The organism is Massilia frigida (genome assembly GCF_011682175.1).
Taxonomy (GTDB): domain Bacteria; phylum Pseudomonadota; class Gammaproteobacteria; order Burkholderiales; family Burkholderiaceae_D; genus Telluria_A; species Telluria_A frigida.
Genome location: NZ_WHJG01000008.1, coordinates 24,943 through 42,918 on the forward strand (window position 1 = coordinate 24,943; position 17,976 = coordinate 42,918).

General features: G+C 66.0%; 17 protein-coding genes. 11 read left to right on the forward strand and 6 right to left on the reverse strand.

Features of this window, described 5'->3' with window-relative positions; translation table 11 throughout:
• Positions 1-28 precede the first annotated feature (28 nt).
• Genes F2P44_RS10210 through F2P44_RS10220 form a run of 3 tightly spaced genes read left to right on the forward strand, consistent with a single transcriptional unit; the run spans position 29 to position 5,335 of the window.
• Positions 29-3,691 carry a chemotaxis protein CheB gene (locus F2P44_RS10210; RefSeq protein ID WP_167086599.1) on the forward strand — a complete coding sequence of 1,221 codons (3,663 nt, stop codon included), beginning with the start codon at positions 29-31 and terminating at the stop codon, positions 3,689-3,691.
• Positions 3,688-4,599, forward strand: a complete 912-nt coding sequence (locus tag F2P44_RS10215; protein WP_167086600.1) for a PAS domain-containing protein — start codon at positions 3,688-3,690, stop codon at positions 4,597-4,599. The genes F2P44_RS10210 and F2P44_RS10215 overlap by 4 nt, the downstream gene beginning before the upstream one ends.
• Before the next feature lie 19 nt (positions 4,600-4,618).
• Entirely contained in the window at positions 4,619-5,335 is a 717-nt protein-coding gene (locus F2P44_RS10220; protein WP_370662667.1) for a M949_RS01915 family surface polysaccharide biosynthesis protein, read from the forward strand.
• Here the strand turns inward: F2P44_RS10220 and F2P44_RS10225 are convergent.
• From F2P44_RS10225 to F2P44_RS10250, 6 genes are all read right to left on the reverse strand, one after another.
• Positions 5,320-6,774, reverse strand: a complete 1,455-nt coding sequence (locus F2P44_RS10225) for a Dyp-type peroxidase (protein WP_167086602.1) — start codon at positions 6,772-6,774, stop codon at positions 5,320-5,322. The genes F2P44_RS10220 and F2P44_RS10225 overlap by 16 nt on opposite strands.
• Before the next feature lie 67 nt (positions 6,775-6,841).
• Positions 6,842-7,300, reverse strand: a complete 459-nt coding sequence (locus F2P44_RS10230; RefSeq protein WP_167086603.1) for a hypothetical protein — start codon at positions 7,298-7,300, stop codon at positions 6,842-6,844.
• A 161-nt stretch (positions 7,301-7,461) separates the two neighbouring features.
• A complete protein-coding gene (locus F2P44_RS10235; RefSeq protein WP_167086604.1) occupies positions 7,462-8,037 on the reverse strand; it encodes a hypothetical protein in 576 nt (191 codons plus the stop codon).
• Positions 8,038-8,150: 113 nt separating this feature from the next.
• Complete coding sequence (locus tag F2P44_RS10240; protein ID WP_167086605.1) at positions 8,151-8,390, reverse strand: hypothetical protein; 240 nt, start codon at positions 8,388-8,390, stop codon at positions 8,151-8,153.
• Positions 8,380-9,120 carry an SDR family NAD(P)-dependent oxidoreductase gene (locus tag F2P44_RS10245; protein ID WP_167086606.1) on the reverse strand — a complete coding sequence of 247 codons (741 nt, stop codon included), beginning with the start codon at positions 9,118-9,120 and terminating at the stop codon, positions 8,380-8,382. Before F2P44_RS10245 ends, F2P44_RS10240 begins: the two co-directional genes overlap by 11 nt.
• Entirely contained in the window at positions 9,120-10,943 is a 1,824-nt protein-coding gene (locus tag F2P44_RS10250) for a radical SAM protein (protein WP_167086607.1), read from the reverse strand. The genes F2P44_RS10245 and F2P44_RS10250 overlap by 1 nt, the downstream gene beginning before the upstream one ends.
• 127 nt (positions 10,944-11,070) lie before the next feature.
• Here F2P44_RS10250 and fabZ point away from each other — a divergent pair, with 127 nt between their 5' ends.
• The 8 genes from fabZ to F2P44_RS10290 are packed head-to-tail and all read left to right on the forward strand — an operon-like array spanning position 11,071 to position 17,973.
• A complete protein-coding gene (gene fabZ, locus F2P44_RS10255; RefSeq protein WP_167086608.1) occupies positions 11,071-11,538 on the forward strand; it encodes a 3-hydroxyacyl-ACP dehydratase FabZ in 468 nt (155 codons plus the stop codon).
• Complete coding sequence (locus F2P44_RS10260) at positions 11,535-12,737, forward strand: beta-ketoacyl-[acyl-carrier-protein] synthase family protein (RefSeq protein WP_167086609.1); 1,203 nt, start codon at positions 11,535-11,537, stop codon at positions 12,735-12,737. The genes fabZ and F2P44_RS10260 overlap by 4 nt, the downstream gene beginning before the upstream one ends.
• A complete protein-coding gene (locus F2P44_RS10265) occupies positions 12,734-13,750 on the forward strand; it encodes a beta-ketoacyl synthase N-terminal-like domain-containing protein (RefSeq protein ID WP_167086610.1) in 1,017 nt (338 codons plus the stop codon). The genes F2P44_RS10260 and F2P44_RS10265 overlap by 4 nt, the downstream gene beginning before the upstream one ends.
• A complete protein-coding gene (locus tag F2P44_RS10270; RefSeq protein WP_167086611.1) occupies positions 13,747-15,015 on the forward strand; it encodes a beta-ketoacyl-[acyl-carrier-protein] synthase family protein in 1,269 nt (422 codons plus the stop codon). The genes F2P44_RS10265 and F2P44_RS10270 overlap by 4 nt, the downstream gene beginning before the upstream one ends.
• A complete protein-coding gene (locus tag F2P44_RS10275; protein ID WP_167086612.1) occupies positions 15,012-16,157 on the forward strand; it encodes a beta-ketoacyl synthase N-terminal-like domain-containing protein in 1,146 nt (381 codons plus the stop codon). Before F2P44_RS10270 ends, F2P44_RS10275 begins: the two co-directional genes overlap by 4 nt.
• On the forward strand, positions 16,154-16,888 hold the full coding sequence (locus F2P44_RS10280; RefSeq protein WP_167086613.1) for an SDR family NAD(P)-dependent oxidoreductase: 735 nt from the start codon (positions 16,154-16,156) through the stop codon (positions 16,886-16,888). Before F2P44_RS10275 ends, F2P44_RS10280 begins: the two co-directional genes overlap by 4 nt.
• Positions 16,885-17,559 carry a nitroreductase family protein gene (locus F2P44_RS10285; protein ID WP_167086614.1) on the forward strand — a complete coding sequence of 225 codons (675 nt, stop codon included), beginning with the start codon at positions 16,885-16,887 and terminating at the stop codon, positions 17,557-17,559. The genes F2P44_RS10280 and F2P44_RS10285 overlap by 4 nt, the downstream gene beginning before the upstream one ends.
• Entirely contained in the window at positions 17,560-17,973 is a 414-nt protein-coding gene (locus F2P44_RS10290; RefSeq protein WP_167086615.1) for an acyl carrier protein, read from the forward strand. It begins immediately after the preceding gene.
• Positions 17,974-17,976 lie beyond the last annotated feature (3 nt).

The window sequence follows — 17,976 nt, forward strand, 5'->3', positions numbered from 1 at the left end:
TCAACTCCCCACGATCCACCAACCTGTCATGAAAAAAACCAGCACGACACCGCGCAAGCAGGCCAGCCAGTCCGGCACGGCGCCGGCCCATGCGTTCGACACGCGCCCGGCCGCCACCGCAATCGTCGGCATCGGCGCCTCCGCTGGCGGACTGGAAGCGCTCGAATTGTTCCTGTCGGGCGTACCGGCCGCCAGCGGCATGGCGTTCATCGTCGTGCAGCACCTCGATCCCGAGCACAAGGCCATGATGGTCGAGCTACTGCAGCGCGGTACCACCCTGCCCGTGGTCGAAATCAGCGACCGCCTGCGGGTCGAGCCGAATCATATGTACGTGATTCCGCCGAACCGCGATTTGTCCATCCTGCACGGTGTCTTGCACCTGTTCGAACCGGCCGAGCCGCGCGGGCTGCGCTTGCCGATCGACTATTTCCTTCGCTCCCTGGCGGCCGACCAGCAAGCCAACAGCATCGCCGTGATTCTTTCCGGCATGGGTTCGGATGGCTCGCTGGGTTCGCGGGCGATCAAGGAAAGCGGGGGCGCGGTGTTCGTCCAGGATCCGGAATCGGCCAAGTTCGACGGCATGCCGCGCAGCGCCATCGACGCCGGCCTGGCCGACGTGATTGCGCCCGCCGACGAACTGGCCAGCCGCATCCTCGCCTACCGGCGTCACGCGCCGCTGCTGGTCAGCCCGCCCGAACTGAGCTTGTCCGACGCCGACGGCAGCGCACTCGAAAAAATCGTCGTGATCCTGCGCGCCCAAAGCGGGCACGATTTCTCGTTCTACAAGAAAAGCACCCTTTACCGCCGCATCGAGCGGCGCATGGGGCTGCACCAGTTGGCCAGCATTGCCGACTACGTGCGCTACGTGCGCGACAATATCCACGAGGCCCAGCTCTTGTTCAAGGAATTACTGATCGGCGTGACCAGCTTCTTCCGCGACACGCCCGTGTGGGAACAGATCGAGGCCGACGTCTTTCCCGCCCTGCTGGCGGGCCCCCCCCCACGCCCCCCCGGGGGGGGGGGGCCCCCCCCGGGTGGGCCCGCGCAGGACCGGATTGGGGGGGCCGAGGGTTCCCCGCCCCCCCCCCCCCCCCCCGGGGGGGCCACCGCGCCCGCCCCCCGTCTTCCCCCCCGGGCGGGCGCCCCCCCCCCCCGCCCCCCCGTGGGGGGTGGGCCGCCAGCCTGTTCGACCGGCGAAGAAGCGTATTCGCTGGCCATCGCTTTCCGCGACACGCTCGAACGCCTCAAGCCGGAGGCCCGCTTCACCCTGCAAATCTTCGCGACCGATCTCGACAGCGACGCGATCGACCGTGCCCGCGCCGGCGAATTTCCGGGCACCATCGCCAGCGACGTGAGCGAGGCCCGCCTGCGCCGCTATTTTATCCAGCACAATGGCGGTTTCCGCGTCTGCAAGGAAATTCGCGAAATGGTCACCTTCGCGCCGCAAAACCTGGTGATGGATCCACCGTTTACCAAGCTCGACTTGCTCACTTGCCGCAACCTGCTGATCTACCTGGAAGCGGACTTGCAGAAAAAGCTGCTGCCCCTGTTTCACTACAGTCTCAGGCCGGGCGGCTTGCTGGTGCTCGGGAGCGCCGAAACGGTGGGCGCCGCCAGCGACCTGTTCGCCGCATGGCCAGGCAAGACGCGCATCTATCAGCGCCGCGAAAGCAGTCCGCGCACGGAGCTGGTCGATTTTCCCGCGTCGATTTATGGCCGCTCCCGCAAAGGGCTGGCCGCGCCGGTTCCCGCCGCTGGCGCGGCCCAGTCGGGTAGCGCCAGCGTGCAAACCTTGATCGATTCCTTGCTGCAGCAACGTTTTTCGCCGGCCGCGGTGCTCACGACCGACAAGGGCGACATCATCTATATCAGCGGCAAGACCGGGAAATACCTGGAGCCGGCCGTGGGCAAGGCCAACCTGAATATCTTCGCCATGGCGCGCGAGGGGCTGTCGGGGGCCTTGAACGAAGTCTTCGCCAGGGTCGTGCGCGAGCAGGGCAGCCAAGTGCTCAAGGGGCTGCGCGTGGGTGGCAATGACGGCGCGCTGATGGTCAATGTCGAAGTCCACAGCCTGCAGGAACCGGCACCGCTCAGCGGCATGGTCCTGATCGTGTTTTCCGACCAGCCGGCGGCGCGCGCAAAACCACCGCGCAAGGGCCAGTTGGCCGGCGCCGAGGCCGAGCGCATGGATGCCATGGCGCAGGAAATGCAGCAATCGCGCGGAGAGTTGCAGCGCGCCCGCGAAGAGATGCAAACCTCGCAGGAAGAATTGAAATCGACCAACGAAGAGCTGCAAAGCACGAATGAGGAATTGCAAAGCACCAACGAGGAATTGACGACCTCCAAGGAGGAAATGCAATCGATGAACGAGGAGTTGCAGACGGTCAATCATGAATTGTCGGCCAAGCTCGACGAATTGTCGCAAGCCAGCGATGATATGAAAAACCTGCTCAACAGCACGGACATCGCCACGCTTTTTCTCGATGAACAGATGTGCATCCGGCGCTTCACCAATCGCATCACCGGCATCTTCAAGCTGATCCCGGGCGATGCCGGCCGTCCGATTACCGATCTGGTGAGTACGCTGAACTATCCCGCGCTGGCCGAGGATGCCCGCGAAGTGCTGAGCTCGCTGGTGTTTCGCGAGGTCCAGGTCAGCGCGCTCGACGGACGCTGGTTCACCGTGCGCATCATGCCGTACCGCACTCAGGACAATCGCATCGACGGGGTGGTGATCACCTTTATCGACATCAGTTCCTCGAAAACCCTGGAACGCGCGCTCAGGCTCAGCGATGAGCGCTTCCGGATTGCCATCGAACACGCGCCGCTGACGGTGTTCAGCCAGGATCATGAGTTGCGCTATACCTGGGTGCACAATTTGCAGCCGCAACTGCGCTCCGGCGACGCCATCGGCAAGACCGACGCCGACCTGTTGCCACCCGACGATGCCGCGCGCCTGACCCAACTGAAACGCCAGGCGCTCGAACAAGGCCTCAGTGTGCACACCGAAACGACGGCGCTCCTGCACGGCACCACGCATTACTACGATTTTTATGCCGAACCGGCGCGCGACCATCACGGCGCGATTATCGGCGTCTCGGGCATGGCGTGGGAAATCACGGAACAAAAGCGCTCCGAGTCGCGTTTCCGGCAATTGCTGGAACATTCGCTGAACGCGGTCGCCTGTCACCAGGTGATCCTGGACGATGGCGTGGCGCGCGATTTTCTTGTTCTTGAAGTCAATCCCAAGTTCATGGAAATGACCGGGCTGCGCGACGTCGTCGGCAAGCGCCAGTCGGAGCTGGCCACCAGCGTCTATCCCTTCAATCCGGACTTGTTTGCCGCCTGCGCGCGGGTGGCCACCACGCGCAAGCCGGAGCGCATGGAAGTGTCCGCCCGGGATGGCGCACAATGGATCAATTGCTCGCTGTATTCTCCTGAGCCCGGCTACTTTATTTTGGTCAAGGAAGATATCACCGAGCGCAAACGGATGGAGGACACCCTGCGTCAAACCCTGTCCCTGCTGCAACGCGGCACCGCGATCCCATCGTCGCAAACGGGCGCGGCCAGGGACTTGGAACAGGTAGTGCGGGATGCGCAGGCCTTGCTGGAAGGCAGTATGGCAAAGCACACCGGCGGGCCAGGCACGGCCGTTTCAGATGCCGGCATCAATCGGAAAAAACAATCATGAGCCGTGAACAATCACTTCAAAGCGTATTGCGGGAGGACGCCGAACTGCGCCTGCACGAACAGCGGCGGGCGCAGGCGCCGCAGGCGGGCACGCAGCCGACGGGGCAGGCCGACAATCCGCAGCGGCTGCTGCACGAATTGCAGGTGTATCAGGTCGAACTGGAGTTGCAGAACGAACAGCTGGAAGCGGCGCGCGCCTGGATCGAGGCGGCCCTGGCCAGTTACACCGAACTGTACGATTTTGCTCCCGTGCCTTACTTTACGCTGACCCGCAGCGGGACGATTACCGAGACCAACCTGGCCGGCGCCCGTCTGCTGGGTACCGAGCGCAGCCGCGTGATCGACAAGCGCCTCGGCGTTTTCGTGGCCGAGTCCGACCGGCCCCGGGTGGCGGCATGCCTGAAGGCGCTGTTTGCCACCCAGTCCGATGCGCAGTGCGAAGTGACGCTGGTCGCCAAGAATGGTACCCGCCGCACGGTGGAACTGCGCACCGCGCTGGCCAACGATGGGGAGAATTGCCGCGCCGTCCTGGTCGACGTGAGCCAACGCACCGCCCGGGAACGCCAGACGCAGCGCCTGGCCGACGCCTTCACCCTGGCGCCCGAAGGCATGTTCATCAGCGACCACGATGGCATCATCACCGACATCAACCACGCGTTGACGGCCCTCACCGGGTTTGCGCATGCGCAGGTGGTGGGCCAGCATCGACGCATGCTGTGCTGCGAGGACCGCTCGCCCGGGCTGGACCAGGACATCATGCGCTCCCTCGCCATCAAAGGCAGCTGGAGCGGCGACATGTGGAACCGGCACCGCGACGGCGAGCTCTACCGGGTGACGGCTCACATCAGCGCCATGTCCGACGGCAGCGGAGCGCAAACCTGTGTCACGCGCTTTTCGCGCCATGACTGAACCGATACGCCGGCATGCGATGTGCCCGCCCGGGCGCAAGGCGCAAACGCAACAGGGCACGATCAAGCGATCGCCAGCCAGCCAATCCTGGTTCCTTGCGCTGTGCCTGTCGCTGGCCGGCGCCGCCGCGCCGCAAGCCGTGCATGCGGCGGCGGGAGCGGTGCAAACCTTCCCGGTCGCGCCCGGATTCCTGGCGTCCGAACACCTCCCGTCCAGGGGAACGCTGGTCAAGGCCAAGCGGATCGTCGACCGTGCCGGCGAACACCTGCTGGTCGTCACGCTGCGTTCCGGGCCGTCGACCGCGGCGAATGCAACACCCGGCGCGGTGGAACGGTTCGAGCTGTATGCCGTGCTGTACACCCACAAGGACAAGGACAAGGCCTGGACCCAGACCTGGATCATCCAGGATCACGTGGATTGCCCGGGCCTCGATTCAGGTGCGGAATTTTTCCCCGAATACATTACGGTCACCGACCTGGACAAGAACAGCCTGGCCGAAGTGACCGTGCCCTACAAAATGTCCTGCGGGGGCGGGGTGGATGCGAGCGAGCTGAAAATCATCCTGCGCCAGGGCGAGCAAAAGCTGGCGCTGCGCGGCACCACCCTCAGGAACACCAATGTCAGTGCTCCCTACGGTGGCGAGATGAGGTTCGACCAGGCCCTGTCGCTGAAGGAAAATGCGGTGTTCAAGGCCCATTTGAAGTTCGTGCGCGACAAGGTCTACGTCGAGGACTGAGCCAGCGGGCGTTCCGCCCCGGCAGCCGGCAAGGCCGCCAGGAACAGCAATCCCTTGATGCTCGGGAAAAAGCAGTACACGCCGCCGCGCGTGGTCACCAGCCGCGAAAAACCATGCAGGGTGCGGTTGGCGCTGCCTTTCGGCCCCTTGCCTGCCACGGTGAACGAACTCCTTGCCGGATCATTCACGCCGACAAGAACGTCCTCGCCGCTGATGTTGTACACGGCATTCCCGGCGGCGGGCCCTTCCGGTCCGGTGGCGGATTTCACAAAATCGGATGCCCGGTTCCACTCGCTGCTCAGGAACTCGAACTGGTTGCGAATGCTCGCATTGATGAAGTAGCCGATCAGCCCGCGTGCGTGCTGGTCGGGTCGCGTCTGGTCATACTGTGGACCGTAAGGCATCGAACGCCGCAGGATGCGGTGATGCGTGCTGTCGGTGCCGATCACGGCGGCATCGCGCGGATTGTTGCGCCGGATATGAGCGCCGATTGGGCACTTCAAGCCCAGCGTGTCGTCCGTGGCCGGGTCCGCGCTGACGAACTCGAAGTTGTTCAGTTCCGGGTCCGGCAGGCGCGTGCCCTGCATCGCCGGCGCCAGCGTCAGCGGATTGCCGTTGCGCCAGCGCCCGAGGATTTTTGCAGCCAGCAATTCGGTATCGATACCCGTCTCGGCCGCATGACGCGCCAGCATGGCCTCGAACCCGGCGACATCCTGCTCAAGGATGCGAAAAACGGCATAGCTACTATTGGTCGACAGTTCCGCCGGCAACACACGGTAAGTGCCGCCAGCAGCGTTCGGGTGGCCCAGCAGAAATTCACCGGCCGGCACAGGCGCCTGGGCATCGGGCGCATGGCGCTTGCGCGGCGGCGCCCCGATGATCGTCGGCTGCGCGATGCCGTGGCGATAACCGAAATGCACGGTCCTGTCAGGGAATTGCGCCCCATCCTGCGTGTACAACTCCGCCACGCTGCCCACGAACGCCGCGCGCAAGCGGGCGGACACGCTCTCCAGCGCCGCGCAGGAATCGGTCGCCCACACGCTGAGCAGGATATGCACCTGGGCGCCGTTGTCCAAGCCGCCAATCCAGTGTTGCGGCGCGCTCGCTCCCACATCGCCCACCGTCGCGGCGCTGGCCGGATCGGTCGCGCCGCGCTGGAACGCCGCGTCGAAGCTCGCCAGCTGTTCCGGGCTGACGCCGAGCGCCGCCAGCCCGGACGCGCTGAAGCACAGGTTGACGAAGATGGCCGGCTTGGGCACGATGCGCCTGGCCGTCGTAATCGTGGGCAAGCCATGATCGCCACGCACCAGCGCCGCGATCAGCTTGCCGGTCGCCGCCGCATCCGTGATCGTGAGCACGAAATGCCGCGCCAGATTCACGCGATAGCCGCGCAGAATGGTGCCTTGCACGTCGTCGAGGTCAATCGCAGCATCGCTCATCAGGTACTCCCGTCGCTCAGGCAAAAAAATCAGCGCAGCGGGATGCCAGCCCGGCGCGCGCGGCAGATCAGATCGCGGCGTGGATCGCTTGCACGGTGTGCGGGTAAGCTGCGTAGAAATAGGTGTTCGGAATATGTTCCGAGGCATTGTTCTGCGCGATAAACGCTTCAAACTCGGCCACGTGATCGACCACCGGCGTCAGCGCCGCGCCGCCGACTGTCAGCGACAGCAGCGCGTCGAACTCGTCGCTTAATCGGGCGACGAAATCATGGATATACGTACTGAAATCGCCATCGTACGAGGTGATAATTCCAATGACCAAGTCGTCCGATGGCAGAATCGACAGCAGGTCTGGTTGAAGATTTGCTTTCGAGCGATCGAGCAAGACGAGGCGGGCAAAGTGGACAGTGCCGATCGATTCCAGCGCAGCATTGATTTGCGGCAGCAGGAGGGCCAGCTTGGCAACGACAGTGGCTGCACTGGTGCCGGGAAGCACCGGCGACACCAAGGTAAGGGGACGGGTCATGATAAGCCTCTTTCATGAAAACCCAGGATGCGCGGCCGGCAGGTTGGCAACCGCGTCCTGTGCCAGCAAATGATAAGAGAATCCCCGCGCTGGCAAGCCCGCCGGGACGGGCAGCGAGCTTGATTCAGCTTAAGGCAGACGGACCTTGCACCAGGCACATGTCATCCCTGGAAGAGCGCCTCCAGCAGCGCACGCACCCAGGTTTTTCCCGCTTGCGTGGACCGCATCCCCTGGCTGCCGGCCGCGCCCGCGTAACTGCGGTCGCTGATCCCGTCATGCCGCAGCGCATTGGCAATGCTCACTCGCAACTGCTGCGTGCTGTCCAGTTTGCACAAGCCAACCATTTCCGGATCGCGCCGGGCGGAAGCAAATGTATATTGATCCTGCGCGAGCCGTATATGGCCCCCGCTGCTGTACACGAACCAGGCCCCGGTGGTCAGCGCACCGACCGTATAGTCGCCCCCCGCCGTGGCCGACAAGGGCACTTGCTCGGCCAGGCGATTGTCCGGCCCAGGCACCTGGTCCACCTGCGACCAGTTGCGGCTGACCGACAGGCGCAGATCGAGCGGCGGTGCGCCTGGTGCGACCGATTGCAGCGGGAAGCGCGTTTCGACCTCCAGCGTGCGCACATCGCACTGCCCGCCATTTTCCGGACGCAGGACCCAGCGTCCGCCGGTTTGGTTCAGCGCCTGCACGGTGCAGTCCTCGCTGCGGTGCGCCGCGGCGGACACCGGCAACAGCGTGCCCTTGGACCAGTGATGCTCGTACGCGGCGTCGATGCCGAGCGCCAGTTCCGGGCGCAGGTCCGGATTGCGGGTGCTGTCGGGATTCGACGCGCTGTTATCGATGGTCAGGGCAGGCGCGCAATCAGCCTGGCTGGATCCGGCGTCTTGAAGGCGCGCGTCAGCGCCATGCGCAGCTGGTCGCCAGCGCCGCCGGGCAGTTTGTAGAGCGTGTGCAGGATCGGACTGACTACGCTGCTGTCGTTGCGCACGTCCGCCAGGCCACTACCGCCGGCGGCGACGCCTGGGCGTGCGCCACGGCGGCCACCCAGGCGGAAACGAACAATGCCGGGGCCCTCAAACCGCACCGTCGATCACCACGGTCGCCCCGCTCATATAGCTGTTCTTATCGGAGACAAAGAACGCCGCCGCCTCCGCCACCTCGTCCACCGTCCCCAGGCGGCCCAGCGCGCAATGGCGCAGGTACTCGCTCATTTTCGCCGCCGGCACATTGCCGCTGACGCCTTCATCGAGCACGCCCGGCGCCAGGCAGTTGACCGTGATGCCGTAGCGGCCCACTTCCTTTGCCAGCGCCTCCGTCATGCCCTTGAGCGCCGCCTTGGCCGCGCTGTAGTGCACCGGCGCCTGCATCATCTTCACGCCCGCCAGCGAACTGATATTCAAAATGCGCCCGCGCTTCTGATGGATCATCCCGCGCAGCACCGCCTGGGTGGTCAGGAAGGCGCCCTTGACGTTGGTGTTCATCATCCGGTCCCAATCCTCTTCCTCCATCAGCGCGAGCGGCACCACCTGGCCGATGCCGGCGTTGTTGATCAGGATATCGATCGCCCCCGCATCCTGCTCGATGGTGCGCACCATCGCTTGCAGGCCCGCCTTGTCCAGCACCGACACCTGGAACGCCCACGCCTTCACGCCCAGCGCCTTCAGGGCCGCCAGCACGGCCTCCGCCTCCGCCACCGAGCGGGTATAGTTGAATGCGACATTGGCGCCTTCGCGCGCCAGTGCCATGCACAGGGCGCGACCCAGGCCGCGCGAGCCGCCGGTGACCAATGCGGTCCGTCCGTCCAGCATCCCCATTATTTGAGCACCACCGGCTTGCCGCCACCGAGGCCGATCGAATGCGGCGCGCGCGCCGGCGTTTCATCAACCCCGATCCCGGTCAGCGCCTGGCGCGTGTCGGTGCGGTGGAACTGTACGATCTGCACCGGTGCATCCGTCGTCCATGGCTTCTTGCCCCATGCCGCCAGTTCGGTCTCCGGCCCCTTGGCCGCACCCCGGTGGAACATATTGAAGCCGCAGGCCGGCATGATGCGTCCGTCCACCTGCGGGTAATGGTGGCAGCACTTGCGCAGCCGTTCCAGGTCGAAGTCGTGGCGGTCCATGTAGTGGTGCAAAAAGATCGACTTGGCCTGCTGCTCGCCGAGGTGAATCGCTTCCTTGGCGCTGACAGGCCGGTTCGGGAACATCACATCGATGGTGCGGCGCAGCGCCGCCAGGATGTCGGCCGAGCGCTCGATTTCATCCTGGCGCGCGAACACGTCGTGCACTACATCGCTCATCGCATCGTGAATCTCGGGCGACGCGCCCAGCGTGGCCGACGAACGCAGCAAGGTACCGTGGGTGCGGAAGTCGACAAAACGCCCGAATGGAATATGGGTGCCGTCGTTCATGCGCAGCAGGTAGCTGAGCGACACGCACTGCGGGTGGGAGCAGGGCAGCGGCGCGAAATCACTCACTTTCAGCTTGCCGTTGGTCTGCTCCTCGATTGCCTTGATCACGCCGGGGATGGTCAGCCGGTCCATCGGATCATGCGCGAACTGCCCGCCGCCGGCGCCGGTAAACGCCACCGGCTGGAAGTTCAGCGACAGGAAGTGGTCTTCGGACAGGAACATCTCCACCACCTGGCCGATCTGGTGCTCGTTGACGCCACGCGCGGCGACGAAAATCAGCTGGGTTGGAATACTCAGGTCCTTGAGCATCTTGAGCGCGGCGCTCTTTTCGTCGCACAGGTCGCGTCCACGGATTTTTTCGTGCGTATCGGCCGTAAAACCGTCGAACTGCAGCGCGACGTAGGCGCCGCTGGCCTTGATTTTTTCGGCAAAGGCGCGGTCGCGCCCGAGGCGCAAGCCGTTGGTGATGATGACGATGCGGCCGATTTCCTCACGCGTGGCAATCGCAATCAGTTCCATCAGGCGCGGGTGGCTGGTAGGCTCGCCGCCCGACAGCGCAATCGACTCCACCTGGCCCTCGTTGCGCACCAGCGTGTCGATCATGCGCGTGAACGCCTCGTTCGACAGGTGATACGCATTGGTGTTGTTGACGATGCAAACCGGGCATTCGAGGTTGCAGTAGTCGGTGATTTCGATGATCGGCAGGCAGGTGTGCTGTTCATGGTCGCCGCAGGTGCTGCAATCGGTCGGACAGCCTTTCTCCACTTCGGTGGCGAACACCAGAGGTTCGGTACCGGCGCGCGCGTACGAGTACGCATCCACGTAGTAGACAGCGTCTTCCGACACCAGCGCCTCGGACGGGCCGCACTTCTCGCAGTTCTTCACAAAATAGACTTTGCCGTCGCGGATCACCACATCGGCCGGCAGCAGCGCCAGGCACCCGGGACAGGTCGACGTCGTATGCTTGAAATAGTGGTCGCCTTGTTTCGCCGGATCGACCTGGCCGCGCGCGAGAAAACCCGCTACCCACGCCTTGGCGTCATCGGACACGATCTGTTCGGAAGGCCCGCACTGGGTGCAGTGGATCAGGCGTACCACGCCATCGTCGCGCAGCACCACGCGCGCTTCGATCGGGGTCGCGCAGCCGCCGCAGACCGCCATCTCGTGCATGAAGAAGGTGTGCTCGCGATCCTTGCGCGCGGTGCTCGTGTCGCAGCTAGTACATTCCATTTGAACCTTTCAACGATGATCTACTGGTGTTCGGCGTTAACTTTAGGATATCCTAACCTGAATTGCATGGTTTGAGTGGCCGCCGAGGGCTGCCGGCGGCAATCGACAAGCGTAAAGGGCAGGGTGGATGCGATACATACTTCTCGATAAAATTACGGCGCTTCAGCCGCCGCAACTGGCTTCGGGAGTCAAATGCGTGTCGCTGTCGGACGATATTTTTGCCGACCATTTCCCGGGCCATCCCATCATGCCGGGTGCGATGATCATCGAATCGATGGCGCAGCTGGGCGGGGTGCTGGTCGAGGCGAGCATGCGCGAACAAGGCCGCCACGACCTGCACGCGCTGCTGGTCACGGTGGACCGCGCCAAGTTCCGCCACCAGGTGCGCGCCGGCGACAAGATGGAACTCGAATGCCACGGCATCGTGGTGCACGAAGACGGCGGCCAGGTGCGCGCACTGGCGCGGGTGGACGGCAAACTGGTCGCCGAAGCCGAACTGGCTTTCGCCTTTGCGCGCGTCACCAATCCAAAACTGCTGGCGCGGCGCCGCGAGGTGCTCAATATCTGGCTTACCGGCTCGGCCGAAGAGCCATGACGCAGGTGCGGGTGTTCGTGCGTGGCGTTGGCGCCATCACGGCATTGGGCGTGAACTGGCCCGCCTCGCTCCAGGCACTGGCCGCCGGACGCAGCGCCGTCAAGCAGGTTGCCGGCTTCGACGTGACCGGTTTTCCCTCCACGGCCGGTGCCGAAATCCACGGTTTTACCCACACGGGTGACCGCCGCCTGGCGCTGGCCAGGGTAGCCGCGCGTGAAGCGTGGCAGGCCGCCGGGCTGGATGTGGCTCCCGACCGTCTTGGCATCTTCCTTGGCGCCGAATCGGGGCGCGCACCATTCGCCACCTTGCATGAATTGACGCGCGGCGCCGGCGGCGGTGCGCGCTTCGACCATGCGCAATTCGGCGTCAAGGCCGCCGCCCTGGTGGCCGAATTCGACGCCTCCATCATCTCGCCCGCCGCCGTCACCTCGGCGCTCGCCCGCGAATACGGCGCACATGGCCCGGCCGTGACGATCTCGCTGGCCTGCGCCTCGGGCGCGAGCGCGATTGCCGAAGCGGCACGCGCGATCCGCCTCGGCGTGTGCGACGTAGCCCTGTGCGGCGGCGTCGGCGCCGATGTCGATCCGATGATGCTGGCCGGCTTCGGCCGTGTCGGCGCCCTGAGCGCACGCGGCGTCTCGTGCCCGTTCGACGTGCGGCGCGACGGCTTTGTGGTCGGCGAAGGCGCCGCCATCGTGGTGCTGTCGCGCGAACGCGGCAACGCCACGGTGGAACTGGCGGGCGAAGGCCGCAGCCTGGACGCCCATCACCTCACCGCCCCCGATCCCCAGGGCGACGGCGCCGCGCGCGCCATGCGCACCGCGCTCGCCGCCGCTGGCACGGATGCTGTCGGCTACATCCAGGCGCACGGCACATCGACACCGCTCAACGATGCGGTGGAGGCGCTGGCGTTGCGGCGCGTGCTCGGGCGCAGCCTCGACGCCGCCCACGTCAGTTCGGTGAAAGGGGGGCTCGGCCACTGGATCGCCGGCGCCGGCGCGCTCGGCTTCCTGTGCGCGCATGCCGCGCTGGAGCAGGGCATCATCCTGCCGACCGCGAACCTGACCCAGCCCGATCCCGCCTGCGCCCTCCCGCACGTGTTGGACCACGCACTGCACGCAAACGTCGACGCCGCCCTGGTCAACGCCTTTGCCTTTGGCGGTGCCAATTGCAGCCTGCTGGCGAGGCGCTGCGCGTGAGACAGGTATATATATCCGGCGCGGCGGCCGTTAGCGCATTCGGCTTCGCCTGGCGCGGACTGGCCGGCCATGCCGGATTTGGCGCCAGCCGCCAGCTTGCGGCAAGCCATGGCGAGGTGATGGCGTCCGAAGTCCCTCCAATCCCGGCCGATATCGACGTCGACGCGCGCGCCCGCAAGCTGATGGCGCATCCGGCGCGGCTGGCGGCCGTTGCCCTGCGCCTGGCATTGGCCGACGCACGCTGGACGGCTGCGCAGCGCGAACAAGCGGCCCTGTACCTGGGCGTTGGCGCATCCGGCTGCTCCATGAGTGAGTTGACGCGCATGCTGGCGGCCAGCATCGCCGAGCATGCATTTTCGCTGGAGCGTTTCGGCGGCGCCGGTCTGGCCGCCTGCAATCCCTTGTTCGCGTTCCAACTGATGAACAACTTCACGCTGTGCCACGGCGCGATCCTGAACGGCACCGGTGGCCCCAACGGCGCCTTCTATTCGCGCGGAACCGGGACCGTGGCGGCACTGGCGGAAGCACACTGGCTGGTCCAATCCGGAGAATGCGGCACGGCGCTGGCCGGCGGCGCCGATTCGGCCCTGCATCCGGTCACCTGGACGCAGCTCGACGCCGCAGGCTATCCCGCGCGCGGCCTCGTTCCAGCGGAAGGCGCGGGCCTGCTCGCCTTGTCTGCCTGCGCCGACGGCGCGCTGGCGACGCTGGACGCCGTCAGCTTTCACAGCGCGCGCGCCTGGGAGCGCAATGCGGACTTGGTGCTGAACGAGGCGCGCGACGACACCTTCGTCGTGCTTGCGCCATGGGGCAGCGAGGCGCGCACCCGCCTTGGTAACCGCGCTGCGCTCGACGTCAGCCGGGCCCTCGGCGACGCGCTCGCGGCGGCGCCGGCGCTGGCCTGGTGCGTGGCGCTTGACCTGATAAGAACGGGCCGCTGCCGGCGTGCGGTCGTCTTCAGCAGCGGCATCGATGGCGGCCTTGGAATCGCACGGTTCGGGAGCGTGGCATGACGCGCGCGGTCATCACGGGCGTGGGCGCCGTCAGCGCATTTGGCATCGGCGTGCCTGCGCTGTTCGACGGCTTGGCCGATGGCCGCAGCTACATCGCCCCGGTCCGTTCTTTCGACGCAGCCGCCTTCGATACGCGCGTGGCCTGCGAAGTCGCCAATGGCGACATCGGGCGTGGCTGGCTACGCGCGCATCTCGGCGACCTGGGCGACGCGGAAACTGTGCTCGACGGGTACGAACGCGCAGGCGCATGGCGCGACCGCAAATGCATGTTTGCCTTGCTGGCCGCCGTCGAAGCGTGGCGCATGGCTGGTTGCGGGCAGGGCGACGACGAAGCATCGATGGTGATGGCGCTTGGCCTCGAACAGGCTTTCCTCGACGATTTCGGCCCCATGTTCAGCGGCCAGGCGATCGATTGGTCGGTCGAAGGGCAGGCAGGCATTCGCTTCCGGTCCGACGTGGACCTTGGCGCGCGCCTGGTTGGCGACGTGCTTGGCCTGGTCGGGCAGACCGTCGTCAACGCCTCGGCGTGCGCCGCCGGCGGCCTTGCCATCGCCCACGCGGCATCGCTGATCGAGCGCGGGGCCGCATCCATCGTCCTGTGCGGCGGCGCCGACTCGATGGTCAATCCGTTCGGGCTGGGAGGCATGTCGCGCCTCGGTGCGCCATCGCCGCGCAACGACAGCGATGCCTGCCGCCCGTTCGACCTGCGCCGCGATGGCCTGGTGATTGGCGAGGGCGCCGCCATGTTCGTCATCGAATCGGAGCAGCGGGCAGCCAGCCGTGGTGCGCGTGTGCTGGCTCGCGTGCTTGGCTATGGCAGCACCCAGGACGCCTACCGGGTCACCGCGCCGCGTCCGGACGGCGCGGCTGCGCAGCGGGCAATGGAGCTGGCGCTCCGGCGCGCGCAGCTGTCGTCCCAGGACGTTGGATATATCAATGCCCATGGCACTGGCACGCCGCTCAACGACGTTGCCGAAGCGCGCGCGATCGCCGCCGTGTTCGGCCCCGGCGCGGTTCCCGTCAGCTCGGTCAAGGGCGCCATCGGCCACCTGATGGCGGCATCGGGCGCGATTGAAGCGGCGGCCTGCCTGCTCGCTTTCGAGCGAAATCTGCTGCCGGGGACGGCCAACCACCGTGACCTGGACCCGCAGTGCGAGGTGGACGTGATCCGTGCGCCGCGCGCGGCCGCTGTTGACGTGGTACTCAGTAATTCGTTCGGTTTTGGCGGCCAGAACGTGTCCTTGATCCTCGGGAGGCCCGCATGAAGGCGGCGCTGACCGGCCGCGCATGGCGCACCCCGCTCGGTTCCGGCATTGACGAGGTGGTCGACCGCCTGCTGGCCGGCGAGTGCGCGGCGCAGCCCAACGCGCGCTTCGACGCGCGCAGCTACGCCTGCATGCTTGCCGCCACCATTGCCGCGCCACCGGTACCCTCGCGCCATGCGCGCTTCCTGCGGCGTATGGGCTTGTACGCGGTCGAAGTGGCTGCCGAGGCGATGCGGGACGCCGGCGTGGCCGGCGGCGACCGGGTCGGGCTGTTCTTCGGTTATGGCGGGCTGCGCGCGCACTGGGACGACCTGATGCCCGCCTTTGAACACCAGCGCGCCGATGGACATGGCGCATGGGAGCGGGGCCTGGCGCTGCTGCACCCGTTCTGGATCCTGCAGCACCTGTCGAATAACGCGCACGCCATCGCCGCGCAGGAATTGGGCGCGCGCGGCGAAGGTGCGACCTATGGCGGCGCCAATGCCGGCGCGCAGGCGCTGGCAGGAGCAATCCGCGCGCTGGCCGCTGGCGCCGTCGACGTGGCACTGGTGGTTGGCTACGACAGCCTGGTCGAGCCGGAAACACTGGTCGAATTGGCCGCACGCGGTTCCTCTGTATCGAATGCCCTGGCGGCGCCGTACGACATGGCTGCACAGGGTTTTGTACCTGGCGAAGCTGCCGCGGCCCTGGTCTTGCAGGGCAGCGGCGCCGCGCGCGCATTCATCCAGGCGCTTGACGGCGCCGATGGCGAAAAGAGGGAGCCCCAGCCAGCGCTGCTCGCTCGTCTCGTCGGTGCGCTTGCGCGTCCCGGCGATGCGGTCGATGGCTGCGGCCTGGCACTGCCAAGCTTCGATGCGGCAGAGCGCCGCGTGGTGGCCGATATCACCGGCGTCGATGCGCCCCTGTGTTGTATCATGAGCGCCATGGGACAAATCGGCGCCGCCACTTCAGTTGTTCAAGCCATCGCGCTGGCCGAGCTGCTGCAACGCCAGTGCATGCCGCCGCTGGCCGGCCTGCGCGAGGCCGCGCCCGGACCACTGCGCCCGATCTTGCGGGCCGAGGCTACGACCCATCGTTCCGCCATCGGCCTGTCCGCCAGCGCGCCTGGCCTGGCCGGCATCGTCCGCGTGGAGCTGCCATGAAAACCGCACTCGTTACCGGCGGCTCGCGCGGCATCGGCGCGGCCATTGTGCTCGAACTGGCGCGCAAGGGCTTTACCGTCATCCTCAATTACCGCAGCGACGATGCGGCGGCCGCTGGCGTCGCCGAACAGGTTGCGTTAATCGGCGGCGAATGCGTGCTCGCGCGCGCCGACGTTTCAAGCCCCGCACAGGTCGATGCCCTGTTTGCCGACATCGACAGCAAATTCGGCCAACTCGATGTCCTCGTCTGCAATGCCGGGGTGCTGCGCGATACGCTGCTCGGCGCCAGCGAGCCGGCCGACTTCGACGATATCTTTTCGGTGAATATTTCGGGCGTCGTCAATTGCTGCCGCCAGGCCTCGCGCCGCATGGTGTCGCGCCGGTGCGGCGTGATCGTCAACATGTCGTCGGTGGCGGCCACGCGTCCCGGCCGGGGTCAGAGCAATTATGCCGCGTCCAAAGGCGCGGTCGAAGCGTTTACAAAGGCGCTCGCGGTCGAACTGGCGCCGCGCGGCATTCGCGTCAACGCGGTGGCGCCGGGCGTGATCGACACCGATATGACGCGCGACATCCGCGCATTGGCGCCGGAAGAACTGAACAAGCGCATCCTGCTCAAACGTGTCGGCAGTGCGCGCGAAGTGGCCGCCGTGGTGGCCTTCCTGTGCAGCGACGACGCCAGCTACGTCACCGCGCAGGTGTGGAACGTCGATGGAGGATTCAAGGCGGAATGAACGAACAGACTACCCTGGACTGGTTTCTCTCGCGGCGCAGTACGCGCGAATTCACCGACCGCCCGGTCGAGCGCGAAACGATCGAGCGCCTGCTGCTGGCCGCGACCAGTGCGCCATCGGCCAGCAACCGCCAGCCGTGGCAATTTGCGGTGGTGCGCTCGCGCAGCCTGCGCGCCAGCATCGCCGATGCGGTGCGCGAGCGCGCCGACGACATGAAGGCGGTGATCGCGCGCGGCCACCACGCCGAGGACTTCGGCAGCTACGGCGACTTTTTCCACGAACCGTTGATGAGCGCCGCCGTGATCATCATTCCGCAGTACCGCGAATTCCCCGACCTGATCGCCAACCTGCTCGCCTCGGGCGGCGCCGACCCGTCCGCTTACCACACGGCTGGCGCCATGCAGGCCGAACTGTGCTCCACCAGCGCCGCCGTCATGAACCTGCTGCTGCAAGCGCACGCCAGCGGCCTTGGCGGATGCTGGATGGCGGGGCCGATGATCGCGCGCGACCGCATTTGTGCATTGCTCGGCATCGCCGCGCCCTGGCAGATGGTCGGCGCGATTGCGCTGGGCTACCCGGCCGGCCCCGTACCCGAACAAAAAACCCGCAAACCGCTGGGCCGCGTGGCCCGCTGGTTTGACGACGAACATACCGACGAGGACTCCCATTAAATGACCACCACAACTGCCCAGGAAATTGAAGACACCGTGCGCGCCATCGTGGCCGAGTCGCTGGCCATTCCCGCCAGCGACGTGCCGCCGACGGTCAGCCTGATTGGCGAACTCGGTGCCGAGTCGCTCGATTTTCTCGATATTGTGTTCAAGCTGGAACGCACCTACGGCATCCAGGTCACGCGCGGCGAATTGGAACGGGCTGCGCGCGGCGACATGTCCGACGACGAATTCGCACCCGGCGGCGTGATCTCGGATGCGGGCCTGGCGCGCCTGCGCGAGCTGATGCCCGAAGTGGCCGACCAGATCAAACCGGGCCTGCATCCGGGCCAGATTCTCAGCCTGTTCACCGTGCAGACCTTCGTCCACCTGGTCGTCGGCAAACTCGAACAGCGCAGCAGCAACGTCGCCTGACGC

Excerpts from the sequence above, each read along its gene's own strand:
- F2P44_RS10245 (WP_167086606.1), bottom strand. The coding sequence starts at position 9,120 with ATGGGGATGCTGGACGGACGGACCGCATTGGTCACCGGCGGCTCGCGC.
- F2P44_RS10290 (WP_167086615.1), top strand. The coding sequence starts at position 17,560 with ATGACCACCACAACTGCCCAGGAAATTGAAGACACCGTGCGCGCCATC.
- F2P44_RS10250 (WP_167086607.1), bottom strand. The coding sequence starts at position 10,943 with ATGGAATGTACTAGCTGCGACACGAGCACCGCGCGCAAGGATCGCGAG.
- F2P44_RS10210 (WP_167086599.1), top strand. The coding sequence starts at position 29 with ATGAAAAAAACCAGCACGACACCGCGCAAGCAGGCCAGCCAGTCCGGC.
- F2P44_RS10215 (WP_167086600.1), top strand. The coding sequence starts at position 3,688 with ATGAGCCGTGAACAATCACTTCAAAGCGTATTGCGGGAGGACGCCGAA.
- fabZ (WP_167086608.1), top strand. The coding sequence starts at position 11,071 with ATGCGATACATACTTCTCGATAAAATTACGGCGCTTCAGCCGCCGCAA.
- F2P44_RS10270 (WP_167086611.1), top strand. The coding sequence starts at position 13,747 with ATGACGCGCGCGGTCATCACGGGCGTGGGCGCCGTCAGCGCATTTGGC.
- F2P44_RS10280 (WP_167086613.1), top strand. The coding sequence starts at position 16,154 with ATGAAAACCGCACTCGTTACCGGCGGCTCGCGCGGCATCGGCGCGGCC.
- F2P44_RS10285 (WP_167086614.1), top strand. The coding sequence starts at position 16,885 with ATGAACGAACAGACTACCCTGGACTGGTTTCTCTCGCGGCGCAGTACG.
- F2P44_RS10275 (WP_167086612.1), top strand. The coding sequence starts at position 15,012 with ATGAAGGCGGCGCTGACCGGCCGCGCATGGCGCACCCCGCTCGGTTCC.
- F2P44_RS10225 (WP_167086602.1), bottom strand. The coding sequence starts at position 6,774 with ATGAGCGATGCTGCGATTGACCTCGACGACGTGCAAGGCACCATTCTG.
- F2P44_RS10230 (WP_167086603.1), bottom strand. The coding sequence starts at position 7,300 with ATGACCCGTCCCCTTACCTTGGTGTCGCCGGTGCTTCCCGGCACCAGT.
- F2P44_RS10260 (WP_167086609.1), top strand. The coding sequence starts at position 11,535 with ATGACGCAGGTGCGGGTGTTCGTGCGTGGCGTTGGCGCCATCACGGCA.
- F2P44_RS10220 (WP_370662667.1), top strand. The coding sequence starts at position 4,619 with ATGTGCCCGCCCGGGCGCAAGGCGCAAACGCAACAGGGCACGATCAAG.